Below are 26,902 nucleotides of genomic sequence, written 5' to 3' on the forward strand. Positions count from 1 at the left end.
TAACTGTCGGGGGTTTTTCTTTGGTAACGCATATTGCAAAGAAAAACAGATATGCCGCCATTTTTGGCTGCTCTCTGTTTTTTGTAAACAGAGAGCGATCATTACACTCTGTTATTTTTCTTCTGCTTCAATCGTTTCTTGCAACCATTGTGCAAATTCTTGTCCTAATCCGTCATGGCGCAAACCATATTCCACGAATGCCTGCATATAGCCTAATTTATTACCGCAGTCGTGGCTCACACCTTTCAGGTGATATGCTTCTACCGTTTCTTTTTCCATCAACATAGCGATGGCATCGGTTAACTGAATTTCATTACCTGCACCTGGCGTTGTTTTCTCCAGCAGAGCCCAAATATCAGCAGAGAGAATATAGCGGCCAACGACAGCTAAATTAGACGGTGCTTCGGAGGCCTTAGGTTTTTCAACCACACCCACCATCGGGGCACTATCTCCTGCTTTTAATTCTACGCCTTTGCAATCAACCACACCGTAGCTACTTACATTTTCAACCGGTTCAACCATAATCTGGCTGTGGCCTGTCGTAGAAAAGCGCTGTAGCATTTCACTCAGGTTATCTTTCTTCAGATCGGATTCATATTCATCAATAATCACATCTGGCAGAATAACTGCGACAGGTTCATCCCCCACTAACGGGTGCGCGCACAATACTGCGTGGCCCAACCCTTTCGCTAATCCCTGACGCACTTGCATAATGGTAACGTGCTTAGGACAGATAGATTGAATCTCTTCCAACAGCTGACGTTTAACGCGTTTTTCCAGTATGGCTTCCAGTTCAAAACTGGTATCGAAATGGTTTTCGATAGAATTTTTAGAAGAGTGTGTAACGAGAATAATTTCATTAATCCCTGCGGCGATACACTCATTAACAACATATTGGATCAGCGGTTTATCTACCAACGGCAGCATTTCTTTGGGAATGGCTTTGGTGGCAGGCAGCATACGCGTCCCTAGTCCAGCAACCGGTATGACCGCTTTTTTTACTTTTTTATTCACAATAGACATAAACAGCCTCTTATATACCGTTCAAATAATGAACTTTATTTATCTAATCAGGATAACCGCAAGAGTATAACGACTTTAACAAGAGCACGCTTGTCCCAACGTTATCGTTCAATAAAAATAAGATAACTCCCTACATAGTAGGAAATAAAAAATAATACCAAAAGATGAGTATTACCTGAAACCAGCTTCATCTCGCGCTATCAGACTATTCTGTCGTCAACATCAGTCGTAAACGGCCACCACCGCCCCATATCTGGCATTGCCATGCTTCACACTGGTAATGCAGTTGGTTGAGATAAGCGCCTTCAAGCGTCCCTAAAGGGACGCCGCTATTCAACGCTATCTGCTGTTCGTTAACATTCAGCGTCGCATTTAGCCCGGCGGAAATCAGTATCAGCTGTTTTAACCGTTGATGGTAATACCCTACGAGTAAAGGGAAACGACCGTTCAGACTCGCTTGACGCAGCAACTGGTTTACCTGCCTTAATAACGTAGGCAGATACGGTAAGCGGTGTTGCTGATCGGCCAAATGCTCCTGAAGCACTCCATTGAACAAGGTTCGAAGCAGCAACGCTGCCAACGTCCCACTATTATTGACGCCCTGAGTAACATCAAGGCAATAAAACGCTAACTCAGTCTCTGAAAGCGCGGCAATATCCAACACCAGCCCCGGTTGCTCCGCTGCCGTCAACTGACGATAGTTAACACGGCAACGAGCAAGTGTTTGCTGAACAGGCGGCTGTAGCTGAGCAAGTAGTTTGGTGATGGCTTCAGGAGATTGATTAAGAGAGTCCATGTCCTGCATGAGTTGCTCCAGCTCATTCAGCTGTGAAGTGAACATATCAGGATACAGGCAGGACATCACAGCTTCACGCAAACGTGCATAGTCACGAATCGGCTTCAGCAACACATCCTGAACACCAAGCCGCAAGACTTTGGCGATGTCCGCCATCTGGCTGGTTGCAGAAATGATCAGTATTGGCGTGTCGTTGTCTTTCAGGCGCAGACGTTCAAGGAACTCGATTCCTCCCATCGTCGGCATATTCAGATCGCAAATCATTAAATCGGGTTGGTAATGTTCAAGAGTACTTAGCGCATCTAATCCATTAACTGCTTCCTGAACTGACGCCCCAAGAGAAGTCAGATAACCAGCGAGCACAGATCGAAAAACGGCCTCGTCATCAATGACTAAAATATGCTTACCCGCTAGTGGTTGTTCCATCAGTACCCCTTACTTCAAACACCGAATAATCACACCTGCTTTAGCGCCAGTGTGCCGAATAGACGGCACACCCTGTCTTCTTCACTGCGTGTGCTTTAACTCCATGCAGCGCGTTTCACTATGCCTTTTTCGCTAGCGGCAACAATTCATCACGCATCTTTTCCACCGCTTTATAACCCGCCTCAATCGCCTCCTGCGCCCGATAAAAATCTAAGGTAGCAATCTGGGGGCAATGTGGTTGCAGCAGCACATCAGGCGGATCGCCAGCCATCCGCGTCATCTTCAACCGATTTTCAAGAATTTGGATCGACGTACTCATTATCTCCATCGCCGTTGGCGAACTTTCCGCTTGCTGACGGCGGCCCCGCAGTAAGCGTTCCCGAATTTTGCTACGCCAATCTTGCGGAACATTCTCCACATCAATGTCTGACACCGTCGGTTTGATCGACAGCAAATCCTGATGATTAAGGCTAGCGTCGTGCTGGAGATCAACTGCGATCACGATATCGGCTCCCATTGCCCGCGCCAGAGAAACGGGAACAGGGTTAACCACCGCGCCATCCACCAGCCAGTAATCGTTAAATCGAACGGGGGATAGCAGGCCGGGCATACTGCAAGACGCCCGCATAGCCTGATGCAAGTCGCCTTCCGTCAGCCAGAGTTCACGCCCTGTACTGAGGTTGGTCGTTACTACGCCATATTTAATAGCACAGTCTTCAATCTGTGTTGTATGTAACAAATGCTTCACACTATTAAAAACACGATCGCCACGCAACAAACTGCCACGCTGCCAAGAGAGATCCATCAGCCTAATCACGTCCCAGTAGCCAAACGCCCTCACCCAGCGATCCACTGAGGAGAGATTGTTTGTGGCATACGCCGCACCAACCAGCGCGCCGATAGAACAACCAGCCACAACATCAACCTCTACCCCCATTTCTGTTAACGCATTAAATACACCAATATGCGCCCATCCTTTCGCTGCCCCAGATCCCAAGGCTATTCCAATTTTTTTTCGCTGCATGATCGATCCACCTGCCTTCATTTTAGCGCACATTGCTACACGTAGAGTTTCTTAGGTAACATATCGGCATCCTGCATAGTGATCTGTTTATTATCTATCAGTTTTTATCTTAAATTTTCTTCAGGAGACGTCGTGTCAGAATCTTGCCCCTGTTGCAGTGGATTGCAGTATAACGCATGCTGTCAACCCTACCTCACGCATGCCGCAACAGCGGCTGAGCCAGCCATCTTAATGCGATCGCGCTATACCGCCTATGTCAAACACGATGTCGATTACCTTATCGCCACCTGGCATCCCGATCTTCAGCCCGAGAAATGGCGCGAATCCCTCGCGGAAAGCTGCCAGAATTCACAGTGGCTCGGCCTTACTATACTGGCAACGTCTCCTGGAAAAACGCCCGATGAGGGCTATGTGGAATTCACCGCACGTTATCTATCTGAAAGCGACAACCAGCGAACAGAAGTGATGCGAGAGCGCTCACGCTTCCTTCGCCAGCAGGATCGCTGGTACTATATAGACGGCGTTCATTTGCAGACAGGCAGAAATGAACCTTGCCCGTGTGGTTCCGGCAAAAAATACAAAAAGTGTTGCGGACAATAGAACACAGGCAGTCGCCCACGCGGCCTTATTGCTGCGTTACCATAAGATCGTTATTTTAGTTTTTGGACAGGATCCACACGCTCATGCAATCCCAAAATATACAAAGAAAAGTATTACGAACCATTTGCCCCGACGCAAAAGGGCTCATCGCGAAAATTACGAATATTTGTTATAAGCACGAACTGAACATCGTGCAAAACAATGAGTTTGTCGATCATCGCACTGGCCGCTTTTTCATGCGGACCGAGTTGGAAGGGATTTTCAACGACACCACGCTGTTAGCCGATCTGGATAGCGCGCTTCCCGAAGGATCTTCTCGCGAATTAACCGCAGCTGGCCGTCGTCGCATCGTCGTTCTGGTGACGAAAGAGGCCCACTGTTTGGGCGATCTGTTGATGAAAAGCGCCTACGGTGGTTTGGATGTCGAAATCTCTGCCGTCATCGGCAACCACGATACCTTGCAGACGCTGGTTGAGCGGTTTGATATTCCTTTCCATCTGGTCAGCCATGAAGGACTGACTCGCGAAGAGCACGATCAAAAAATGATCGCGCAGATCGACCAATACAAACCCGATTACGTCGTGCTGGCGAAATATATGCGAGTGCTGACACCGGCCTTTGTTCAGCACTACCCGAATCAGGTGATCAACATTCACCATTCGTTCTTACCCGCCTTTATCGGTGCTCGCCCGTACCATCAGGCTTACGAGCGCGGTGTAAAAATCATTGGCGCGACGGCACACTACGTCAACGATAATCTGGATGAAGGTCCGATCATCATGCAGGACGTTATTCATGTCGACCATACTTATTCGGGCGACGACATGATGCGTGCAGGCCGTGACGTTGAGAAAAATGTCCTGAGTCGTGCGCTGTACCGCGTGCTGGGACAGCGTGTTTTTGTCTACGGTAACCGCACCATTATTCTGTAATTGGTTGATCGGCTATCTTTTTGTATAAGGATGCGCCGAACGGAATAAAAAAACGGCAACCGCATTTATTTTTGATATATCCCGCTTTACAGGGGCGCGTCATTTGATATGATGCGCCCCGCTTGAAGCGAAAGCATCTTGCAGCAAGGCCAGTGGTGGGGTTCCCGAGCGGCCAAAGGGAGCAGACTGTAAATCTGCCGTCACAGACTTCGAAGGTTCGAATCCTTCCCCCACCACCATTTCAAAGCAACACTTCTGAATTAAATCCCAACGACAAAGTATCAGATTCCCATTAGGGGAAGGTGAGAACCTTCGACCAAGGTTCGACAAAACCGGCACGGTTTTGAGCAACGCGCCGCGTTGACCCGCAGGGCGAGGAGCGAAGCGACGAGTTATCCTTCCCCCACCACCATTTCAAAGTAACACTTCTGAATTAAATCCCAACGACAAAGTATCAGATTCCCATTAGGGGAAGGTGAGAACCTTCGACCAAGGTTCGACAAAACCGGCACGGTTTTGAGCAACGCGTAGTGTTATTTCCCCACCACCATTCGCACCAATAATCAGCGCAATAGTATGGAATGGGGAAAAGATAGCCTTACGCCTTCCCTTTCCAGCGTCCAGGAACATAAGAAAACACCGGGAGCTGCCACGACCAGCGAATGGCTGCCAGACGCACGGCCAAACCAATGCTGAATGACACCAGCAGATTAATATCGTGATTAACGTTAAGCGATTTTAACCCAAGATAGAGAAGTGCAACCAAAAGCGAGACGCTGGCGTACAGCTCTTTTTTCAGCACCATTGGCGTACGGTTACAGAAAATATCACGCAATATTCCACCGAAAATCCCGGTTACGATACCCGCCATAATCACCACCGTCGTTGAATAATTCAGTTGCAGTGCGACGTTGCAACCAATGACCGTAAAGGCAATCAGTCCCATCGCATCCAGCACCAGAAAGAGTCGGTGCAAATGGTGCATGAAGCGCGCAATGATAATCGTGAAAAGGCCCGCACCAATGGTGAGGTAGATATAGCCGGGATGCTGCGTCCAGCCGATGGGATAATTACCGAGGAGAATATCGCGAACGGTACCACCGCCAAGCGCGGTGATGAAGGCAATCATGCCTACGCCAAAAATATCCATATTACGACGTCCAGCGGCCAGCGCCCCGGACATCCCCTCTGCCGTAATCGCGATCAGATAGATGTAAGTCAGCACACAAGTTATCCTGTGAAATGTGCCACTCCCTCTGTCCGCTTTACCTGAGAGTTTACGCAGCAGTGCTGCTTGCCCCTTCGGTGGGTTGCATAGCAACCTCTCTCCAGTTGGCTTCAATGGAATTCGCAGTTAGGGTAGCCTGAGCGATTATGGGAGTTTGCGCCTTCGGCGGAGCGTCATTTTATACCCTAAATAATGACGGGTATGCGCCCTCTCTCCTGCGAGGTGCGGAGTATAACGGTCTACAAGCCTCATGTTCAACTGAATATAAGTGAATCTTATTTTTAACGATTCTCATCCGCGCCAACCGTCTCTGAAGCCACAGCAATAAGCCCAGTAACCCCATTCGAAAGCGTAGCCTCGCCGTGACGCCATGCCCCATTTTCTGCTACCATCTCGTCACATTTTTTAGCGAATGGCAGCGAACATGAAAGTTGTATCTTTTAATATCAATGGCCTGCGGGCGCGCCCTCATCAGTTGGCCGCCATTATCGAACAACACCAGCCGGATGTGATCGGGTTGCAGGAAACGAAAGTCCACGATGACATGTTTCCGTTAGAGGATGTCAGCCAGTACGGCTACCACGTTTATTACCACGGACAAAAAGGTCACTACGGCGTCGCACTGCTGTGTAAAGAGCAGCCCATTGCGGTTCGTCGCGGTTTCCCAACGGATGAAGACGATGCACAGCGCCGGATCATCATGGCAGATTTTGCCACCGAGCACGGCACACTCACCGTCGTTAACGGCTATTTTCCACAGGGAGAAAGCCGCGACCACCCGGTGAAATTCCCCGCCAAGACGCGCTTCTATCAGGATCTGCAAACCTATCTGGAACAACACCATAGCGCGACACAACCGCTGATTGTGATGGGTGATGTCAATATCAGCCCTACCGATCTGGATATCGGCATCGGCGAAGAAAACCGTAAGCGCTGGTTGCGTACTGGTAAATGTTCTTTCCTGCCGGAAGAGCGCGAATGGATGGCGCGTTTGCAAGGCTGGGGGCTTATCGACACCTTCCGTGCCGCGAATCCAGACAGCAACGATCGTTTTTCGTGGTTTGACTACCGTTCTGCCGGGTTCGATGACAACCGTGGCCTGCGTATTGACCTGATTCTTGCCAGTACGTTCCTGGCCGAACGCTGCGTCGCTACCGGTATTGATTACGATATTCGAGGGATGGAAAAACCGTCCGACCATGCACCGATCTGGGCGCAGTTTTCGTTGTAGAAATTTTCGCTGTAGAGATAGTACGTTGTAAAAGATCGTACGCAGTAAAAATAACATCACCGCTGTGCATCAAAGCCACAGCGGTGATTAAAATTCGTAGAAGTATTAGTCGTAGTGCTTTTTAACGCCCGATTATTGCTTAACCAATTGCCATATCAGGTTGTTTGTTCCCAGCGTTTGCTTGTCTCGCACGCATTGCAGAATCACTCCTTCGACTTTTACCACCGCGCCCTCAGAATAGTTCCGGTTTTCATACACGCAGCAGCGCAGGCAGTTGTTATTTTGTTCACGCACCGCTGTTCCTGCTCCCCATACTTCCGGTGGAACGGGAACAACAATATCTGTTCCGCCACGATTAGCCTGCGCCAGCGCGGGCAGCACTAGCATCACACTGGCGACACACAAAGACACTAACGATTTCATTGCTCCTGCTCCTTCGCTTTTTTAGTCTGAGGCTTGCGCCGTTTTGATGCACCCGACGGCGGTGCAGAAAGCCCTTTAAATGCCCTCACCGCACCGTTTTGTTTCGCTTGCTGAATCAACTCCTGCAAGGAGTTCGTCAGCGGTTGCATAAAATCCTGATAGCGACATTTTTTCTCGCTAATTTGCGTCAACGTGGCTTCCCAATGTGCGGTCATGTCAGGATGCGCCGCGCTCGCAGGCAGTGAGTGAATTAACGCCCGCCCCGCTTCACTCGCATGAATATAGCGGGCTTTCTTAAACAGAAATGTCCGTTTAAACAATAATTCGATAATACCCGCGCGCGTCGCTTCGGTTCCTAATCCATCGGTCGCCCGTAGGATTTTCTTCAGTTCTTTATCCTGCACAAAACGCGCGATGCCCGTCATCGCCGATAACAATGTGGCATCGGTAAACGGCCGCGGCGGCTGTGTTTGGCGCTCAACGACCTCACCGCGTTCACACAGTAATTCATCACCTTTTGCCACTACGGGCAACGGCATACCTTCGTTTTCTTCGTCCCGCTCTTTGCCACCTAACAACGTGCGCCACCCGGCTTCGGCCAGGAAGCGCGCTTTAGCAATAAATTTACCACCCGCGATATCCAGTTCAATGACGCACTTGCGAAACACGGCGTCCGGGCAGAACTGCATGATGTACTGCCGCGCGACTAAACCATACACCTTGCGCTCATTCTCCGTCAGCGAGGCACTTGCACTGCGGGCGGTAGGAATAATCGCATGGTGAGCATCGACCTTACCATCGTCCCAGCAGCGGTTACGCCGATCCACATCCATAACCGGCTGTGGCAACAGGTCTGGCTGATGTACGGATATGGCATTCAAGACGGCATGACGCCCGGCAAAATGCTCCTCTGGCAAATAGCGACAGTCAGAACGCGGGTACGTAATCAGCTTATGGGTTTCATAGAGCTTCTGGCACACGTCCAGAACTTGCTGTGCGCTAAGCCCGAAACGCTTAGCGGCTTCGATCTGTAACGTCGACAGCGAATAAGGCAGCGGTGCGGTTTCTGATTCCCGTTTATCATTATAGCTGGTGACGAACGCGGGCTGGCCTTCGATACGCTTGACGACATGATCCGCCAACGATCGATGCAGCAATCGCCCTTCTTCATCCTGATAAGGTTCACAGGATTCGCTGGGTTGCCACATCGCGACAAAACGCTCATCGGCAGGCGTTACGATATGGGCTTTCACTTCAAAATAATCTTTGGAAACGAAGTTTTCTATCTCTTCATCTCGTCGCACCACCAGCCCCAGCACTGGCGTTTGCACGCGGCCAACTGACAGCACACCATCATAGCCCGCATTGCGCCCTAATATCGTATAGGCGCGGGTCATGTTAATACCGTAAAGCCAGTCCGCTCGAGAACGCGCCAGCGCCGACACACATAGGGGGATAAACTCTCTGTTTTCACGTAAACGAGAAACAGCACGCTCTACCGCCTGTGGGTTAAGATCGTTAACCAGACAACGACGTACCTGCTGGCGTTTTTCTTCCGGCAGGGAAAGATATTCCAGCACCTCATCCACCAGCAGTTGTCCTTCACGATCGGGGTCTCCCGCGTGAATCACTTCGGTGGCGTCATTCAGGAGCTTTTTTATGGTGTTGAGCTGCTTACTGACTGAAGGTCGCGGCTGCAACAGCCATTTCTGGGGTATGATAGGTAGATCGGTGAGCGACCAGCGAGCATAGCGCGCATCATAAACATCCGGCTGCGCCTGCTCCAGCAGGTGCCCCACGCACCACGTCACAACATCATTCTGGCCGCAGGCAATAAAGCCATCGCCGCGTCGATGCGGTTTGGGTAACACGTCTGCAATCGCCCGCGCAAGGCTGGGCTTTTCGGCAATAAAAAGTCGCATTATTCACCATCAAGCAGACTGGACATTTCCCGCGTAACTCGCGGGAAAGCACGCTGTAAAACGGGGTGGAAATCGAGATTATTCAAAAGATGACGATCAGAAGTAGTGAACAAACGCATCGGTATCAAGCGGCATGACTGTCGTCGAGGCTTTGAGCTGTGGTGTCCCCAGATAGAGGAAACCGACAATTTCATCCTGCTCACGGCAGTTAAACGCTTCGCGCACCAAAGCATTGTGCGTCCAGGCACCGCTACGCCAGATGCCGTTGAAGCCCTGCGCCAATGCCGCCATCTGCATGGCCTGAACCGCACAGCCTGCGGAGACAATTTGCTCCCAAAGCGGGACTTTCGGATTCTCTTCACAATGCGCGACAATGGTAATAATCAGCGGGGCGCGATAAGGCGCCTGACGCGCTTTATCAATACCAGCGTCGTCCAGCCCTTCCTGCTGCGCGGCACGGGTCAGTAGCGAACTAAAACGATCCAGACCGTCATTTTCGATCATAAAAAAGCGCCACGGCTGCATCGCACCATGATCCGGCGCACGCATACCGGCGTGGATAATGTTATTCAATACGTCACCCGTTGGTGCGGGTGCGGTCAGGCGCGAGGCCGAACGACGATTCAATAGCAATTCAAGAGCATCCATCGCACATCTCCTGTCTGGCAATATAATTTCTGCTGTACAATTCAGTTCTACGACAAGCCACTTCTACAGTAGAAATGACTGTACGCCAACGTTGCGCGCCACGTTAGCACAAGTAGAAGTTTTGTTACAAGATAACCCCGACAGGGCGTGCTTCTGCGACGATTTAATGCTGACTTTTTACTGTCCGCTCATTAGGATACTATCACTCCTTGTGCTTCATCACTTGCCAGAGGGCAAGTTGAAGGACGTAGGGCACACGCTGTTTACCCGTTAATGGAGATATCATGCGCACATTGTGGCGAATTTTTAGCGGATTTTTTAAGTGGACATGGCGTCTGCTTAATTTTATCAGAGAATTTATTCTCAATATTTTCCTTATTGCTCTGATTTTAGTGGGTGTTGGGATCTACTCACAGGTAAAAACGACGCCGGAAGCGGCCACGAAAGGTGCGCTGTTGGTCGATCTGACGGGCGTGGTCGTTGATCAACCCACCGTTAACAACAAACTGCGTCAATTAGGACGCGAATTCTTCGGCGCATCGAACAACCGTCGCCAGGAGAACTCACTGTTCGATATCGTCGACAGTATTCGTCAGGCAAAGAGTGACGACAACATCACGGGCATGGTGCTGGATCTCAGCGACTTTACCGGTGCCGACCAACCGTCTCTGCAATACATCGGTAAAGCGCTGCGCGAATTCCGCGATAGCGGCAAGCCTATTTATGCGGTCGGCGACAGCTACAACCAGTCTCAATACTATTTGGCCAGTTTTGCCAATACGGTGTCATTGACGCCACAAGGCAGTGTTGATCTGCACGGTTTCGCGACCAACAATCTCTACTTCAAGTCCATGCTGGACAAGCTGAAAGTGACCACCAATATCTTCCGCGTGGGAACCTATAAGTCAGCCGTTGAGCCGTATCTGCGTGACGATATGTCACCTGCAGCGCGCGATGCCGATGGCCGTTGGATCAACGCCCTCTGGCAGCAGTATTTAAATATCGTTTCTGCTAACCGCCAGATTACACCTCAGCAGCTCTTTCCTGGCGCAACCAGCATCATTGCAGGCTTGCAGGCCGTTCAGGGCGACACCGCACGCTATGCGCTGGATAACAAGCTGGTCGATGAAGTGGCATCACGTTCCGTGACCGAACAATCGCTGGTTAAAGCGTTCGGCTGGAATAGCCAGAAGAACAACTTTAATTTCATCAGCATTTACGACTACGCCATCAAACCGCCAGTGCAAAACAACAACCAGATCGCGGTAGTGTTTGCCAATGGCGCAATCATTGATGGCCCGGAAACGCCGGGAATGGTCGGCGGCGATACCACGGCAGCACAAATTCGCGCCGCGCGCCTCGATCCTAAAGTCAAAGCGCTGGTACTGCGCGTCAATAGCCCCGGCGGTAGCGTCACTGCGTCAGAGCTGATTCGCTCAGAACTGATGGCACTCCGTTTGGCGGGTAAACCGATCGTGGTATCTATGGGCGGTATGGCAGCATCGGGCGGCTACTGGATCTCAACGCCAGCGAACGCGATCATCTCCAGCGCCAGTACGCTAACTGGTTCTATCGGTATTTTTGGCGTGATTACCACGTTCGAAGATTCGCTGGAAAGCCTTGGCGTCCACACGGATGGCGTTGCCACTTCCCCGCTGGCCGATCTGTCAATCACGAAATCGCTGCCGCCTGAATTCTCGCAGATGATGCAACTGAGTATCGAGCGGGGTTATAAGAACTTCATCGATATCGTGGCGCAGGCACGTAAGAAAACGCCAGAGCAAATCGATCAGATCGCACAAGGTCACGTCTGGGTCGGTAGCGACGCGAAAGAAAATGGTTTGGTCGATCAGATCGGCGATTTTGATGACGCTGTGAAGAAAGCGGCTGAGCTGGCAAAACTGGGGCAGTATCAGTTGAACTGGTATGCCGAACAGCCAGGTCTGCTCGACACAATGCTGAATCAAGTGAACGCTTCCGTTTATGCCCTGCTGCCCGTTGCCGTCCAGTCTATGCTGCCAGCACCGGTCGCACAGCTGGCGGAAGCCATGCGGTCACAGCCGTCCATCATGAATAACCTGAACGACCCGCAGAACCGATACGCATTTTGCCTCACCTGCGGAGAAGTTCGGTAGCGTGCCCATATGTACCCTAAATAATTCGAGTTGCGTGAAGGAAGCCAACGCACAAACAACTTGAAGTATGACGGGCCTGGCCCGGTAATAGTCATTACTTATGATGATACTACCGGGCTGTTTTTCCCTCTATAATTCTCGGTTTAATCCTGACTCACACCACCATGCGAAAGAAATCCATTTATGTCGCCTATACGGGCGGCACCATCGGCATGCAGCGCTCTGCTAATGGCTATGTGCCGGTATCCGGACATTTACAGCAGCAGTTGGCAAGAATGCCGGAATTCCATCGTGAAGAGATGCCGTCGTTCACGATTCATGAATATGACCCGCTAATCGATTCGTCTGACATGACGCCAGCGGATTGGCAATCCATCGCGGACGATATTCAAAACCACTACGATGATTATGACGGTTTCGTGATTCTGCATGGCACTGACACGATGGCGTTCACCGCATCTGCGCTCTCATTTATGCTGGAAAATCTTGCCAAGCCGGTTATCGTGACAGGGTCACAAATTCCGTTAGCAGAATTGCGTTCGGACGGCCAGACCAACCTGCTAAACGCGCTGTACGTGGCGGCTAATCATCCGATTAATGAAGTCGCCCTCTTTTTCAATAACAAACTGCTGCGCGGCAACCGCACCACTAAAGCCCATGCGGACGGTTTTGATGCCTTCGCCTCCCCCAACTATCCGCCGCTGCTGGAAGCCGGTATCCATATTCGTCGACTGGCCCCCACCGTGGAATGTAGCAACTGTCCGCCGTTGAAAGTGCATCACATTACGCCGCAGCCTATCGGGGTGATTACGATTTATCCTGGCATTTCTGCCGATGTCATCAGCAATTTCCTCCGTCAGCCAGTAAAAGCGCTTATCCTGCGCTCCTACGGCGTTGGCAACGCGCCGCAAAGCCCCGGGCTGCTGCACGAGCTACGTGAAGCCTCCGCTCGCGGCATTGTGGTCGTCAACCTGACACAATGCATTTCCGGACGCGTGAACATGGGCGGCTATGCGACGGGCAATGCGCTGGCGCATGCGGGCGTCATCAGTGGCTTTGATATGACCGTCGAAGCCGCCTTGACCAAGCTGCATTACTTATTGAGCCAGCAAGACTTAAGCGCCGATGAAATCCGCCAGTTGATGCAGCAGAACCTGCATGGGGAATTGAGCGATAAAGATTGAGTTAATCACGGAGTAGATAATGAAAAAAGCATTTCTATTAGTTGATTTGCAAAATGATTTTTGCCCCGGCGGCGCATTGGCCGTTAACGAAGGCGACCGCGTCATTGACGTTGCCAATCGTGCTATTGAGGCTTGTCTGGCCGCTGGCGTCACGGTGATTGCCAGTCAGGATTGGCATCCGGCTAATCACGGCAGCTTTGCGGTTAATGCGAATACCAAGGTCGGAGAACTCGGTGAATTAAACGGATGGCCGCAGATCTGGTGGCCGGTTCACTGTGTGCAGGGAACCACCGGGGCTGATTTTCATCCAGCGCTTAATCAGTCGGCCATTCAGTGGATCGTACAAAAAGGGACGCAGCCGGAGATCGATAGCTATAGCGCTTTTTTCGATAATGGGCATCGGGTTAAAACCGAATTGGATACGTGGCTACACGCTAATCACATCACCCATTTGACGATTCTGGGGCTGGCAACAGATTATTGCGTCAAGTTCAGCGTATTGGATGCGATTGCGCTGGGCTATCACACCGAAGTCCTGGTGGATGGTTGTCGTGGCGTGAATCTTTCGCCTGATGACAGCGAATCTGCGTTACGGGAAATGGCGCAGCGTGGTGCAATACTGACGGATATGACACAGTTTCTTGCTACGTTGTCTTCTGCCCGTTAGCGCGACTGACAACTGAAAATAGTGGCAGCCAATGAGGCTGCCTGCTCACACGTTACGCGTCGGGTTTCAACGTAATAATAGCGTCAGCGATATTAAATTCGCGCTTCAGCTCCTGCTTGCTCTTCATCACGATTTCACCATCAGTACCAATCGTCATGTGCTCAGCCTGTTCGTTATGGCGAGCTTGCCACATCATCACCATTTGCAGGCAGTTTTCTTTCTGTTCAGCCGTCAACGCGACACCGTCTGGCCATTTGCCTAACTCCACCGCCGTGACTAACCGTTGGTAAATTTCTGGCGTCATGGCGTCGATCAGATCATTGAGTTCCATATCCGGTTTCTGCTCCGAGAAAGGTCAGATTTATTATTACTGGATTCTAGTTTGTGTAGCGTTTTATCGCAGCTGAATCGTTTAAAGCTAAAACATTATCAGCCTGCCACTGTCGCACCTATCGCGGACAGATTACCCGTCAATGCGTTCGCCATCAACGCCGTCGATAAAACTCAGCGAAGCAGAATTCACGCAGTAGCGTTCTCCCGTAGTTTTCGGGCCATCAGGGAACACGTGCCCCAGATGTGCATCACACTGCCCGCAGCGGATCTCGATGCGGCGCATATTGTGTGAATCATCTTCCAGATAGCGAATCGCCTCTGAGGAAACGGGCTGATCGAAGCTCGGCCAGCCACAGCCGGAGTCGTATTTGCTGTCGGAATAAAACAGCGGAGCCTGACAGCACAGGCAGTGATAAGCGCCAGTGCGCTTGTTATGCAACAATTTTCCTGAGAACGCAGGCTCCGTACCGCGTTGCTGGGTGACATAGCGCTGCATCTCTGTCAATTCAGTGTTGTCGGACGGGGTACGCGAAGCAGAGTCGTTAGTCATAGGAAGTCTCACGGCGGGTGTTATCAATTCAATTAATCGTTGATTATAACAAAAAATTAACAACCTAACAGGCTGTTCTGACCTAATATTAGGAATGTTATTAGCATCAATATTTAATTGTGATGCACATCACATATTGAGATCACACAGGCTTTATATGATGCATTTCACCCTCATATCAGGCTTAGATGTTACTTAGTTACAGGGTCGAGCGGTTTTCGCACAAAGTTTAGTCATAGGTTTGACTTACAGCAACTATTGACACGATTCCGCTTGACGCTCAGCAAGGTTTTTGTAATTTTACAACCAACCTTTTATTCACAAACCAATAGCTGGTGGAATATATGACTATCAAAGTAGGTATCAACGGTTTTGGCCGTATCGGCCGTATTGTTTTTCGCGCTGCGCAAGAGCGTTCTGACATCGAGATCGTTGCAATCAACGACCTGTTAGATGCTGATTACATGGCGTACATGCTGAAGTACGACTCAACTCATGGTCGTTTCAACGGCACCGTTGAAGTTAAAGATGGCCACCTGGTTGTTAACGGCAAAACCATTCGTGTTACCGCAGAGCGCGATCCTGCAAATCTGAAGTGGAACGAAGTCAACGTAGACGTTGTTGCTGAAGCAACTGGTCTGTTCCTGACTGACGACACTGCACGTAAACACATCGCTGCTGGTGCGAAGAAAGTCGTTCTGACTGGTCCATCTAAAGATGACACCCCGATGTTCGTTATGGGCGTAAACCACAAAACTTACGCAGGTCAGGAAATCGTTTCTAACGCATCTTGCACCACCAACTGCCTGGCGCCGCTGGCAAAAGTTATCAACGACAACTTCGGTATCGTTGAAGCACTGATGACCACCGTTCACGCAACCACTGCAACGCAGAAAACGGTTGATGGCCCGTCTCACAAAGACTGGCGCGGCGGCCGCGGCGCAGCACAGAACATCATCCCATCTTCTACCGGTGCTGCTAAAGCAGTAGGTAAAGTGATTCCTGAGCTGAACGGCAAACTGACTGGTATGGCGTTCCGCGTTCCTACCCCGAACGTTTCTGTTGTTGACCTGACTGCACGTCTGGAAAAACCAGCGTCTTACAAAGAAATCTGTGCAGCCATCAAAGCCGCTTCTGAAGGCGAGCTGAAAGGCGTTCTGGGTTACACCGAAGACGAAGTGGTTTCTACCGATTTCAACGGTGAAAAACTGACTTCTGTATTCGATGCTAAAGCCGGTATCGCACTGAGCGATAACTTTGTGAAACTGGTTTCCTGGTACGACAACGAAACAGGTTACTCAAACAAAGTTCTGGATCTGATCGCTCACATCTCTAAATAAGCGTCAGCGATGATTCTGTGAAAAAAGGGCGACGTAATGTCGCCCTTTTTTATTGTTAATTGCAGATTTCTTTTTACCACGAAAAACAATCAAAAAAAGGCACTATCATGCATAACACAATTTTCTCACTCCCCATCACTAAGCAAATTAGCGCAACCCTCAGCGAGCGTCAGTTGGACCAACTACCTATCATCGTCGTTGATCATCCAGAAGTGCGCGCAGCGGTCGCATTGCAAGGGGCGCACCTACTCAGTTGGCAGCCGACAAACGAAGAGCCCGTGCTCTGGCTGAGCGACAATACGCCTTTTACTCATCACGTTGCGATTCGCGGCGGTGTACCGATTTGTTTCCCTTGGTTTGGCCCTTTCGCCGATCCTAACCACGGTTTTGCCCGTCTGCTGCCGTGGGAATTTACCGCTCACAGCGAAGATGAGCACGGTGTGCAGCTCACATTCACGCTGCGAGACAATGAAGAAACGCGTAAGAGCTGGCCGCATGAATTCACACTCATCGCTCGCTTTAAACTGGGTAAAGAGTGCGGCATTGAGCTGGAAGCGCATGGCGATTACAGCATCACCAGCGCGCTGCACACCTATTTCAACATCGGCGACATCAGCGATATTCGCATTGCCGGTCTGGGTGAATCATTCATCGATAAAGTGGATCAGGGCAAGCTGGCAACGCAGCAAGGCGATTTAGTCTTTACCGACCGTACAGATCGTATTTATACCCAGCCGCAGGACACCAGCGTGGTACATGATGCGGTACTGAAACGCGCTATCGAAGTACACCATACGCACCATAGCGATGTGGTGTCATGGAACCCCGGTGCAGAGCTGTCTCGTACGATTAGCGATATGCCAGATGAGGGATATAAGACGTTCGTGTGTGTGGAAACCGCGCGGATTAATCAACCGTTTGTCGCATCCGCCAAGGCTCCGGCTCGTTTGGCAACGGTTATCCGCATCAAGAAATAACCACGGCTATAACGTAGCTATACCCTAAATAATTCGAGTTGCGTGAAGGCGGCAACCGCACGAATCCCCAGGAGCTTACACAAGTAAGTGACTGGGGTGAGTAAGGAAAGCCAACGCACATGCAACTTGAAGTATGACGGGTATATATGGGTGTATGGCGAAACCGCCATACACCTCTTCTGCAAATCCTTTATCTTCTGCTACACCACATCCAAATGCTGTTTGCGCGTCGGCGGTGGAAAAGCATGATCCAACTGCCCGAGATCGTCCTTAGACAACACCACGTCCAGCGCTTTCGCATTTTCCTGCACATGCTTCACAGAACTGGCTTTTGGAATCGCGATCACGCCCGGCTGGCGAATCGCCCACGCCAGTAGAAGTTGAGCAGGCGTGATGTTATGTTCACGCGCAATGCGGTTCACCACCGGATGCGAGAATAATCCCTCACGCAAGCGCCCTGCCTGCGCCAGCGGGCAATATGCCATCACGGGAAGCTGTTGTTGCTGACACCACGGCAACAAATCAAATTCAATACCGCGCGAAGCCAAATGGTAAAGTACCTGATTAGTCATGCAATGCTGTCCGCCATTTAGCGACCACAGCTCCTGCATATCCTCAAGATCGAGATTGGACACACCCCACTGGCCGATTTTTCCCGCCTGCTGCAATCGCTCCATTGCGGCGATCGTATCAACTAACGGGATGCCACCACGCCAGTGCAGCAGATACAGATCAATGCGCTCGGTTTTCAGCCGCTTCAGGCTGCGTTCACATGCCTGTATCGCTTTTTCGCCTCCCGCATTGTGCGGGTACACTTTCGATACCAGATAAACACTATCACGACGGCCACGTATCGCGTCGCCGACTACGTCCTCCGCCCTGCCTTCCGCATACATTTCGGCGGTATCAATCAGCGTTAATCCAAGGTCGATACCTGCTTGCAGCGCCGTCACTTCCTGAGCTTTCATTCGGGCATCTTCGCCCATGTACCACGTTCCCTGACCGATCGCCGGTACGCGAGTGTTATCTGGAAAACGAATCGCTTTTGTCATGCGTTCCTCCCTGTTTGCCGTCAACGTAACCAGTTTATCGTCAAACCTAACATGGCATTCGGTGCACCATAAATGTGCAAATGGGGTGATATCACCCCATTATTGTACGGCAGATGCACTATGCTTACGCAGAGCATTAAAAGCGCTCATGAAAAGCATCAGAAGCGATAGCTGACGCCCGCGCTCATTAAGATGCTGTGGTTACTATCAACAATCGGGCTGTCTTTCATTTCGTCAGACAGACGCGTGTAACGACCCACGGCCCAGGCGCTCCAGCTTTGGTTAATCTGATAGCCCGCACTCAGTTCAAGATACGGAGCCCAGCCATCGCCAGGGCTATATTGGTTAAAGCCGGAACGAGCAGATTCTTGTGCGCTAACGCCGTAGTAATACTGGTTCATGTTTTCACTGAACCAGGTGGCGCCGATACCCGGGGTGATGCTCAGATCGCCCATTGAGAAGCGGTAAAGGTAAGCGGTATCCCACGCGAAACCGTTGCTGTAATCCAGTGTATCCCCTGCCAGCACGGTACGAATTTCACCCCAGTCGGCAGTATGACGATAAGCCGCACCCGCCATCAGCGTACCGCGGCGTTTGTCCAACTGCTTCATACGCAGATCGTCGCTATCTCCCGGCTTAAACCCTAAAGGCAGGTAATACGCTGTTAAAGAGAAACGATTTGCGCCGTCATTCCACAGGTAGTATCCACCACCCAGCCCGCGGAAATAAAAACTTTCACTTTCATAATTCAGTACAGGAAGCGGATAAACGTCATTATCAACACCACGGTACACAGACGTTGAACCCGCAGCGCCAAGGCCCAGCGAGACATCTGCGGCATAGGCTGAAGGCAGGAGCACAGCACCAGAAACCAGTGCGGCCAGCATACATAGTTGAGGTTTTTTCACAGTTTTCTATTTCCTATTACAGATAAATATCATGAAACATGATAAGCCAATTACACACGTTCGCATTCAGGTTATATAAAAATAACATTAACGAATAACCTATATATTCGATAGGTTTTACGTGCGCTAACGTCGGTAATAGGCCGTGTCCTTAAGGCGGAACGCCCATTCTGTATAATGTTACACGGATTTTCCTGAAAGTGAGTCCTTGAAATATCTTAAAAATACGTCCGTGGACTAGAGGAAATTTTACGGATGCAAACTACGCTTTAATACAGAAGGTGACGTCTTCCTGACCAGCAGGAATGAATAAAATCACGACGCCCTGACGCTACAAGTTGGCATAAGGGTTGCTGGACTCAGGAGATTTCTTCTTTCGGAGGGCAATACATTAATAGGCATATATTCCACACGCTCTCTTAATCTGTGCTAATCGACGAAGGACGGGCATCGCTATGAACATATTTGATCACTACCGCCAGCGCTACGACGCTGCCAAGGATGAAGAGTTCACTCTGCAGGAATTCCTTACTATCTGTCAGCAGGATCGCAACGCTTATGCGAACGCGGCTGAACGATTGTTAACGGCTATCGGTGAGCCTGTAATGGTGGATACCGCCCAAGAATCACGAATGTCGCGCCTATTCTCAAACCGGGTGATTGCTCGCTACCCTGCTTTTGAAGAATTTTACGGTATGGAAGAGGCCATCGAACAGATTGTCTCTTACCTGAAACATGCCGCGCAGGGATTGGAAGAGAAGAAACAGATTCTGTATCTGTTGGGACCGGTCGGCGGCGGGAAATCCTCTCTGGCCGAACGCCTGAAAGCGCTAATGCAGCGCGTACCGATTTACATCCTCAGCGCCAACGGCGAACGCAGCCCGGTGAATGACCATCCGCTCTGCCTGTTCAACCCGCAGGAAGATGCCGCGATACTTGAAAAAGAGTATGCCATCCCACGGCGCTACCTCGGCACCATCATGTCACCGTGGGCAGCCAAGCGCCTTCAGGAATTTGGCGGCGACATTACCAAGTTCAGAGTTGTCAAAGTGTGGCCATCAATTCTGGCGCAAATTGGGATCGCGAAGACCGAGCCCGGCGATGAGAACAATCAGGATATTTCAGCGCTGGTCGGTAAAGTCGACATCCGCAAGCTGGAGCATTTTGCCCAGAACGATCCCGATGCCTACGGTTACTCCGGTGCACTGTGCCGCGCGAACCAGGGCATTATGGAGTTCGTCGAGATGTTCAAAGCGCCGATCAAGGTGCTCCACCCACTGCTGACCGCAACACAGGAAGGCAACTATAACGGGACGGAAGGCATTGCCGCCCTGCCGTTCAACGGGATTATTTTGGCGCACTCCAATGAATCCGAGTGGGTGCAATTCCGTAACAACAAGAACAATGAAGCGTTTCTTGACCGCGTATATATCGTGAAGGTGCCGTACTGCCTGCGTGTATCCGAAGAGGTCAAAATCTACGACAAATTGCTGGATCACAGCGAGCTGACGCATGCCCCTTGCGCGCCCGGCACGCTGGAAACGCTGGCCCGTTTCTCCATTCTGTCACGCCTGAAAGATCCGGAAAACTCCAGCATCTACTCCAAGATGCGGGTGTACGACGGGGAAAGCCTGAAAGATACCGATCCGAAGGCGAAGTCCTATCAGGAGTATCGCGACTATGCAGGCGTAGATGAGGGAATGAACGGCCTGTCGACCCGCTTTGCGTTCAAGATTCTGTCGCGCGTCTTTAACTTCGATCACAGCGAAGTCGCGGCCAACCCAGTGCATCTGTTCTACGTACTGGAACAGCAGATCGAGCGTGAGCAGTTCCCGCAGGAGCTGGCAGAGAAGTATCTGGAGCATCTGAAAGGCTATCTGACACCGAAGTACGCCGAATTTATCGGTAAAGAGATCCAGACCGCCTATCTCGAATCCTATTCCGAATACGGCCAGAACATTTTTGACCGTTATGTTACCTATGCGGATTTCTGGATTCAGGATCAGGAGTACCGTGATCCAGATACTGGTCAGCTGTTTGACCGCGAATCGTTAAACGCCGAGCTGGAAAAGATCGAGAAGCCTGCGGGCATCAGCAACCCTAAAGACTTCCGTAACGAGATCGTCAACTTTGTCCTGCGCGCCCGTGCCAGCAACAGCGGCCGGAATCCAAACTGGACCAGTTACGAGAAGCTGCGCACGGTCATTGAGAAGAAGATGTTCTCCAATACGGAAGAGCTGCTGCCTGTGATTTCGTTTAATACCAAAACTTCAACGGATGAGCAGAAAAAACATGATGATTTCGTCGATCGCATGATGGAGAAAGGCTACACCCGGAAACAGGTGCGTTTGCTGTGCGAATGGTATCTGCGGGTGAGGAAGTCATCATAATGACGCACGATGCTGGCAACAGCGTTTGGGGGAAACATGGCCTATTTTATTGACCGACGACTGAACGGCAAAAACAAAAGCACGGTGAACCGCCAACGCTTTCTGCGCCGCTATAAGTCGCAAATAAAACAGTCGATTTCCGAGGCCATTAATAAGCGTTCGGTGACCGACATCGAAAGCGGGGAGTCCGTCTCGATCCCCAATGCAGACATCAACGAACCGATGTTCCATCAGGCTCGTGGAGGACATCGCCACCGCGTCCACCCGGGCAACGATCACTTTGTACAGAACGACAAAATCGAGCGACCACAAGGAGGTGGCGGCGGTGGTTCCGGTCAGGGAGACGCCAGTAAAGATGGCAAAGGCGATGATGAATTTGTCTTTCAGATCTCCAAAGACGAATATCTGGATCTGCTGTTTGAAGATCTGGCACTACCGAACTTGAAGAAGACCCAGCATCGGCAGATGACCGAGTACAAAACGCACCGCGCCGGATACACCGCTAACGGCGTTCCTGCCAATATCAGCGTGGTGCGCTCGCTGCAAAACTCGTTGGCACGCCGTATGGCGATGACAGCGGGGAAACGCCGCACGTTACATGAACTGGAAGAGACGCTGGAACAGCTGGCGCATACCGAACCTGCACAATTGCTGGAAGAGGAACGGCTGCGGCAGGAAATTACCGAACTGCGCCAGAAAATCGCCCGCGTGCCTTTTATCGATACGTTTGACCTGCGCTACAGGAACTACGAGCGTCGGGCCGAGCCGTCGAGCCAGGCCGTGATGTTCTGTTTGATGGATGTGTCCGGTTCGATGGATCAGGCGACGAAAGACATGGCGAAGCGCTTTTATATTCTGCTGTATCTGTTCCTCAGCAGAAATTATAAAAACGTCGACGTCGTCTACATTCGCCACCATACGCAGGCCAAAGAGGTTGATGAACAGGAGTTCTTCTACTCTCAGGAAACCGGCGGCACCATTGTCTCCAGTGCGTTAAAGCTGATGGAGGAAGTGGTGCGCGAGCGTTACGATCCGTCACAGTGGAACATCTACGCGGCACAGGCCTCGGATGGTGATAACTGGGCTGATGACTCCCCGCTGTGTCACCAGATTCTGGCGAATCAGCTTCTGCCGATGGTCCGTTACTATAGCTACATTGAAATCACCCGGCGTTCACACCAGACGCTCTGGCGCGAATATGAAACGCTGCGCGATACGTTCGATAATTTCGCTATGCAGCATATCCGCGATCAGGATGATATTTACCCTGTCTTCCGTGAGCTTTTCCGTAAACAAACGGTAGGGCATTGACCCTCCTCTCAGTCGGCCAGTTATCTGTTAATGATTAATAGTTAGCTGGCTGATATCCCCTTCCAGAGTTGGAATCACCACCTCATCGTGACGTTGTCACAAAGATAACACTTTCCTTCCGCCACGGTGCGCATTACCCTGTCGAACCCATAAAACGTAGATTTCTGTTTTGTTATGCAACGATTTGTTCTGATTTTACTGGCTCTGGTTCTACTCGGCCCGCTGGGCATTGACATCTATTTACCGCTTATTCCCGCCATCGCCGTGGCGCTGAACAGCCCAGAATCGCTGATTCAGTCCACCGTCGCACTGTTTATTCTGATCATGGGATTAGGCCAACTTCTGGCGGGGCCGCTGGTCGATAAGTACGGTCGACGCCCAATGGCGCTAGCTGGTGTGATTATCTATCTCATCGGCGCGGTCATGGCTGCGCTAGCGACCAGCGCCACGCTGTTCATCCTCTCACGCCTTTTTCAGGGCCTGGCCGTCTGTTGTACCGCCGTCGCCATTTTCAGCAGCGTGCGTGACAAACTGAACGGCGACGATGCCGCCAGAACCTATGGCTTTCTTAACGGCACGTTGAACATTGTGCCAGCGCTGGCGCCGCTATTCGGTGGGCTTTTGGCCGAAGCCTTAGGCTGGCGTGCCCCCTTCTGGTTCCTCGCGGGCTACAGCATTTTGGTACTGGCACTCGTTATCCGCTTTCTTCCCGAAACGCGACCGGATTCAACGTTGCCCGTACACGGCTTGCCGCTGCGCCAATACGCACGTCTGTTATCCGATCGCCACTTTCTGGGATTCGCCTCAGTCAACGCGGGCGCGATGGGGATGGCGTTAACCTATGTCACCTTCTCTCCTGTGGTCTTGATGAATGAGGCCCAGCTCACGCCGCTTGAGTTTTCGATTGCCTTCGGCGTAAACGGTTTTTGGATCATGCTGGTCAGCTTTTTTGCGAATCGCATTATCCGTAAAGTCGGCCGGCCGCGCTGTCTGGCTATCGGTAGCCTGCTGATGGGGGCGGGTTTTCTTTCGCTGCTTAGCGGCGTCGTTCTTTTACCCGAAGCGATGCAAAACACCTGGCCAACCTACATGCTGCCCGTCGCGCTGGCCTGTGCCGGTCTGGCATTTTTGATCGGGCCGTCCACCAGCTATGCGCTGGAGCCTTATTCCAATGAGGCGGGAATTGCATCGGCGATGGTAGGGTTTGTGCAGATGGCGGGCGGTGCAGCGCTGGGGCTGATTGCTATGGCGCTCCCTCTGCCGTCAAAAATATCACTGGCGCTGGTGATGCTCTGTGCCGCCCTGCTGGCGATACGCGCCCGCCTGCTCACGCGGCACCACAAGGGCAGCATTACGCCACTGCCCCGCACGTAGTTTAAAACTAATTAATTCAAAACTAACGAACATACCTTTCCACGGACAAATCATCGGCCTCAATCTCCGGTGATTTGTCCGACAGAATATCCGCCAGCAACTTCCCCGACCCACAGGCCATCGTCCAGCCTAACGTGCCGTGCCCCGTATTCAGATACAGATTTTTCAGCGGTGAGCGCCCTACCAGCGGCGTGCCGTCCGGCGTCATCGGACGCAATCCCGTCCAGAATGTTGCTTGCTCAATCGGGCCGCAATGAGGATAGAGATCGCGCACCACCATTTCCAGCGTTTCACGGCGCTTGGGATTCAGCTCGGTGTTGAAGCCCACGACTTCAGCCATGCCACCAACGCGGATTCGGCGATCAAAGCGAGTAATTGCCACTTTATACGTTTCATCCAGTACGGTAGAAACCGGTGCCGAGGCGTCATCTGCTAGCGGGATCGTCAGCGAATAGCCCTTCAGCGGATAAACTGGAATATCGAACCACTGACGCAGTAATCCGGTGGAATAGGAGCCGCAGGCCATCACATAGGCATCTGCCACGATGATTTCGTCGTCGCACTGCACGCCCGTGACGCTCTGCCCTTCAACCCGCAACTGACGAACGTTACGCCCCAGTTTAAAGGTGACGCCGGCCTCGGCGGACATCGCCGCCAGTTGGCGAGTGAACAGCTGGCAGTCGCCTGTCTCGTCATGCGGTAAACGTAGCCCGCCAGTCAGTTTACCCGCCACGTTCGCCAGCGCAGGTTCAACCGAGGCTAGCTCATGGCGAGTCAACAGTTGATACGGTACGCCAGCCTCTTCCAGCACGGCAATATCCCGTGTCGCGTTTTCATACTGCTGCTCAGTGCGGAACAGTTGCAGCGTTCCACCTTGCCGACCTTCGTACTGGATGCCGGTATCCTGCCGCAGCGCTTGCAAACAGTCGCGGCTGTATTCCGCCAGACGCACCATCCGCGCTTTATTGGTTTTATAGTGGCGTGCATCGCAGTTGATCAACATTTGCCACATCCAGCAAAGCTGTGCAGCCGTAAAGTCCGGCCGGATGGCCAGCGGTGCATGGCGCTGAAACATCCACTTTATCGCTTTCAGCGGTATGCCCGGCGCAGCCCAAGGTGCGGCGTAGCCAGGGGATATTTGTCCGGCATTCCCGGCGCTGGTTTCCAACGCGGGCTCCGGTTGCCTGTCAATAACGGTAACATCATGCCCTGCCTGCGCAAGATACCAGGCGGTACTTACGCCAACGACGCCACTTCCCAGAATCACAACCCGCATGCTACCGCTCTCCCTTTCTCTCCGTTAAAGACCGTCTAATCTACTGGGAAAATACTTATTTAATGGAATAAAACACTAGTTAAAAGGTAAAATTGAAGACTACTCTAGCATCTGGGAAGGAATTGTCACCCGCCTCAACGATAACATTTATCTATGATTCAGCCTTATTGAGTAAATCAAATTCTTGGTAGGTTGTAGGATCAAAGCGTCACCATTCTCTTTTTTATTTATTAAGGAAAGAAAAACCAAGCCGAATTAATAAGCCCGTTATCTACCTCAAAGACGGCAATGCTTTCTATCGGCTCTGCTGCAAGACCATATATTAGTTCATGATCAAATACTTTATTGCCTAACACAGTACGAGATACCAATTCAGCCCTCAGTTCAGGGTTATTGAATCGGCTATTTATGTAAAACTCTCTCAGCACCTCTTTACCTACCATCGACGGTGTTTCTGACGGCATACGGTACGCTTTAAAGTCTGGTGAAAAGCATGCCACAAAGGCATCTATATTATGTTCGTTATAAGCCTTAAATTGCGCCGCCACAGCCAACTCTGATGACATTATTTCGCTCCGTTATGTGTTTATATGCACCGACCTACGATATCTGAATAAATAAATTATGTGCCCATTATCAAGAAATCAAGGACGTTCGTGGTGCAATTTATCTGGGTCTCAGTGTGTTTTCCTCTACAATGTATTTTTCAGTACGCTTATCAGGTCCATTCCCATGCCAAGACTGACTCAGAAAGACATGACAGAAAGTGAACAACGTCAGCTCAAAACGTTACTCGATCAAGCACGCAAAAAACAGGGCCGCACGCTGACCAACGCTGAGAGTAATCATATTAAAGACGACTACATCGATAAGCTAATGAAGGAACGCGAAGCAGTAACAAAACAGGCGAAGACCGAGAGAAAAAAGAATAAGTTTAAACCTGATTCCTCAGCAACATATGAATGGTCCGCAAGTACAAGTCTACGAGGTCGCCGCTAGCGTTTATGTCAGCGGTCATCGTATTTCTGGTTTGACATTAATTATCGAAAAAGATGTCGAACGGTCGCTGCTCGCACACTCTGGTTCAATGCTTCAAGCGATACAGAACGGATTCTTAGGGGGAATGCAAGCAAGAACCACAGACATGTTGAA

At 51.0% G+C, this 26,902-nt stretch carries 25 protein-coding genes, 1 tRNA gene, 1 other RNA gene and 1 riboswitch; of the genes, 14 read left to right on the plus strand and 13 right to left on the minus strand.

Annotated features, from left to right (window positions below):
* Nucleotides 1-111: 111 nt before the first annotated feature.
* From galU to rssA, 3 genes are all read right to left on the minus strand, one after another.
* Nucleotides 112-1,023 (minus strand): UTP--glucose-1-phosphate uridylyltransferase GalU, encoded by a 912-nt coding sequence (galU, locus tag JFY74_11420; GenBank protein QQG26755.1) that lies wholly within the window; start codon nt 1,021-1,023, stop codon nt 112-114.
* Between the two features lie 205 nt (nt 1,024-1,228).
* The gene (gene rssB / locus JFY74_11425) at nt 1,229-2,245 is read right to left on the minus strand and encodes a two-component system response regulator RssB (protein QQG26756.1); all 1,017 of its coding nucleotides are present in this window, start codon (nt 2,243-2,245) and stop codon (nt 1,229-1,231) included.
* 118 nt (nt 2,246-2,363) lie between these two features.
* Complete coding sequence (gene rssA, locus JFY74_11430; protein QQG26757.1) at nt 2,364-3,269, minus strand: patatin-like phospholipase RssA; 906 nt, start codon at nt 3,267-3,269, stop codon at nt 2,364-2,366.
* A 132-nt stretch (nt 3,270-3,401) separates the two neighbouring features.
* Here rssA and JFY74_11435 point away from each other — a divergent pair, with 132 nt between their 5' ends.
* The 4 genes from JFY74_11435 to JFY74_11450 all read left to right on the plus strand — a co-directional run bounded on the left by JFY74_11435 (nt 3,402) and on the right by JFY74_11450 (nt 5,213).
* Nucleotides 3,402-3,869 (plus strand): YchJ family protein, encoded by a 468-nt coding sequence (locus JFY74_11435; protein QQG26758.1) that lies wholly within the window; start codon nt 3,402-3,404, stop codon nt 3,867-3,869.
* Between the two features lie 83 nt (nt 3,870-3,952).
* Entirely contained in the window at nt 3,953-4,801 is an 849-nt protein-coding gene (gene purU / locus JFY74_11440) for a formyltetrahydrofolate deformylase (GenBank protein QQG26759.1), read from the plus strand.
* A gap of 154 nt (nt 4,802-4,955) precedes the next feature.
* Nucleotides 4,956-5,040: transfer RNA gene (locus JFY74_11445), tRNA-Tyr, on the plus strand.
* Nucleotides 5,041-5,083: 43 nt separating this feature from the next.
* A non-coding RNA gene (locus tag JFY74_11450) (RtT sRNA) lies at nt 5,084-5,213 on the plus strand.
* Nucleotides 5,214-5,399: 186 nt separating this feature from the next.
* On the opposite strand, the gene JFY74_11455 is transcribed toward JFY74_11450, so the two are convergent.
* Entirely contained in the window at nt 5,400-6,026 is a 627-nt protein-coding gene (locus JFY74_11455; protein QQG26760.1) for a trimeric intracellular cation channel family protein, read from the minus strand.
* Between the two features lie 21 nt (nt 6,027-6,047).
* A riboswitch (glycine riboswitch) is annotated at nt 6,048-6,143 on the minus strand.
* A gap of 310 nt (nt 6,144-6,453) precedes the next feature.
* On the opposite strand from JFY74_11455, the gene xthA reads away from it, so the two are divergent.
* The gene (xthA, locus tag JFY74_11460) at nt 6,454-7,260 is read left to right on the plus strand and encodes an exodeoxyribonuclease III (protein QQG26761.1); all 807 of its coding nucleotides are present in this window, start codon (nt 6,454-6,456) and stop codon (nt 7,258-7,260) included.
* Between the two features lie 132 nt (nt 7,261-7,392).
* On the opposite strand, the gene JFY74_11465 is transcribed toward xthA, so the two are convergent.
* From JFY74_11465 to JFY74_11475, 3 genes are all read right to left on the minus strand, one after another.
* The gene (locus JFY74_11465) at nt 7,393-7,683 is read right to left on the minus strand and encodes a YnjH family protein (protein QQG26762.1); all 291 of its coding nucleotides are present in this window, start codon (nt 7,681-7,683) and stop codon (nt 7,393-7,395) included.
* Nucleotides 7,680-9,605 carry a DNA topoisomerase III gene (locus tag JFY74_11470; protein QQG26763.1) on the minus strand — a complete coding sequence of 642 codons (1,926 nt, stop codon included), beginning with the start codon at nt 9,603-9,605 and terminating at the stop codon, nt 7,680-7,682. Before JFY74_11470 ends, JFY74_11465 begins: the two co-directional genes overlap by 4 nt.
* A 96-nt stretch (nt 9,606-9,701) precedes the next feature.
* Nucleotides 9,702-10,253 carry an NAD(P)H nitroreductase gene (locus JFY74_11475; protein ID QQG26764.1) on the minus strand — a complete coding sequence of 184 codons (552 nt, stop codon included), beginning with the start codon at nt 10,251-10,253 and terminating at the stop codon, nt 9,702-9,704.
* Between the two features lie 284 nt (nt 10,254-10,537).
* Here JFY74_11475 and sppA point away from each other — a divergent pair, with 284 nt between their 5' ends.
* The 3 genes from sppA (at nt 10,538) to pncA (ending at nt 14,239) form a co-directional block, all read left to right on the plus strand.
* Nucleotides 10,538-12,388, plus strand: a complete 1,851-nt coding sequence (sppA, locus tag JFY74_11480) for a signal peptide peptidase SppA (GenBank protein QQG26765.1) — start codon at nt 10,538-10,540, stop codon at nt 12,386-12,388.
* Nucleotides 12,389-12,552: 164 nt separating this feature from the next.
* Nucleotides 12,553-13,572: an asparaginase gene (ansA, locus tag JFY74_11485; GenBank protein QQG26766.1), complete on the plus strand. Its 1,020-nt coding sequence runs from the start codon at nt 12,553-12,555 to the stop codon at nt 13,570-13,572.
* Nucleotides 13,573-13,591: 19 nt separating this feature from the next.
* Nucleotides 13,592-14,239, plus strand: a complete 648-nt coding sequence (pncA, locus tag JFY74_11490) for a bifunctional nicotinamidase/pyrazinamidase (GenBank protein QQG26767.1) — start codon at nt 13,592-13,594, stop codon at nt 14,237-14,239.
* Nucleotides 14,240-14,291: 52 nt separating this feature from the next.
* Here pncA and JFY74_11495 read toward each other — a convergent pair whose 3' ends face one another.
* Together JFY74_11495 and msrB are read right to left on the minus strand one after the other, a co-directional pair.
* Nucleotides 14,292-14,570, minus strand: coding sequence for a YeaC family protein (locus tag JFY74_11495; protein ID QQG26768.1), 279 nt, complete (start codon nt 14,568-14,570; stop codon nt 14,292-14,294).
* A gap of 132 nt (nt 14,571-14,702) precedes the next feature.
* The gene (msrB, locus tag JFY74_11500) at nt 14,703-15,122 is read right to left on the minus strand and encodes a peptide-methionine (R)-S-oxide reductase MsrB (GenBank protein ID QQG26769.1); all 420 of its coding nucleotides are present in this window, start codon (nt 15,120-15,122) and stop codon (nt 14,703-14,705) included.
* Between the two features lie 344 nt (nt 15,123-15,466).
* On the opposite strand from msrB, the gene gapA reads away from it, so the two are divergent.
* A complete protein-coding gene (gene gapA, locus JFY74_11505) occupies nt 15,467-16,462 on the plus strand; it encodes a glyceraldehyde-3-phosphate dehydrogenase (protein ID QQG26770.1) in 996 nt (331 codons plus the stop codon).
* A 107-nt stretch (nt 16,463-16,569) separates the two neighbouring features.
* Nucleotides 16,570-17,439 carry a D-hexose-6-phosphate mutarotase gene (locus tag JFY74_11510; protein QQG26771.1) on the plus strand — a complete coding sequence of 290 codons (870 nt, stop codon included), beginning with the start codon at nt 16,570-16,572 and terminating at the stop codon, nt 17,437-17,439.
* A 200-nt stretch (nt 17,440-17,639) separates the two neighbouring features.
* Here JFY74_11510 and JFY74_11515 read toward each other — a convergent pair whose 3' ends face one another.
* Both JFY74_11515 and JFY74_11520 read right to left on the minus strand, forming a co-directional pair.
* Nucleotides 17,640-18,491, minus strand: coding sequence for an aldo/keto reductase (locus tag JFY74_11515; GenBank protein ID QQG26772.1), 852 nt, complete (start codon nt 18,489-18,491; stop codon nt 17,640-17,642).
* Between the two features lie 158 nt (nt 18,492-18,649).
* On the minus strand, nt 18,650-19,399 hold the full coding sequence (locus JFY74_11520; protein QQG26773.1) for a MipA/OmpV family protein: 750 nt from the start codon (nt 19,397-19,399) through the stop codon (nt 18,650-18,652).
* 455 nt (nt 19,400-19,854) lie between these two features.
* On the opposite strand from JFY74_11520, the gene yeaG reads away from it, so the two are divergent.
* From yeaG to JFY74_11535, 3 genes are all read left to right on the plus strand, one after another.
* Complete coding sequence (gene yeaG, locus JFY74_11525) at nt 19,855-21,789, plus strand: protein kinase YeaG (GenBank protein ID QQG26774.1); 1,935 nt, start codon at nt 19,855-19,857, stop codon at nt 21,787-21,789.
* 36 nt (nt 21,790-21,825) lie between these two features.
* Nucleotides 21,826-23,100 (plus strand): YeaH/YhbH family protein, encoded by a 1,275-nt coding sequence (locus JFY74_11530; GenBank protein QQG26775.1) that lies wholly within the window; start codon nt 21,826-21,828, stop codon nt 23,098-23,100.
* A 174-nt stretch (nt 23,101-23,274) separates the two neighbouring features.
* Nucleotides 23,275-24,474: a multidrug effflux MFS transporter gene (locus tag JFY74_11535; GenBank protein ID QQG26776.1), complete on the plus strand. Its 1,200-nt coding sequence runs from the start codon at nt 23,275-23,277 to the stop codon at nt 24,472-24,474.
* A 22-nt stretch (nt 24,475-24,496) separates the two neighbouring features.
* Here the strand turns inward: JFY74_11535 and JFY74_11540 are convergent, their stop codons facing one another.
* Nucleotides 24,497-25,750: a D-amino acid dehydrogenase gene (locus JFY74_11540; GenBank protein QQG26777.1), complete on the minus strand. Its 1,254-nt coding sequence runs from the start codon at nt 25,748-25,750 to the stop codon at nt 24,497-24,499.
* 230 nt (nt 25,751-25,980) lie between these two features.
* Nucleotides 25,981-26,316, minus strand: coding sequence for a nuclear transport factor 2 family protein (locus JFY74_11545; GenBank protein QQG26778.1), 336 nt, complete (start codon nt 26,314-26,316; stop codon nt 25,981-25,983).
* A gap of 166 nt (nt 26,317-26,482) precedes the next feature.
* On the opposite strand from JFY74_11545, the gene JFY74_11550 reads away from it, so the two are divergent.
* Nucleotides 26,483-26,749 (plus strand): DUF3811 domain-containing protein, encoded by a 267-nt coding sequence (locus JFY74_11550; protein QQG26779.1) that lies wholly within the window; start codon nt 26,483-26,485, stop codon nt 26,747-26,749.
* Nucleotides 26,750-26,902 lie beyond the last annotated feature (153 nt).

It is taken from the genome of Pectobacterium carotovorum, from assembly GCA_016415585.1.
GTDB classification, from domain to species: Bacteria; Pseudomonadota; Gammaproteobacteria; order Enterobacterales; family Enterobacteriaceae; genus Pectobacterium; species Pectobacterium carotovorum_K.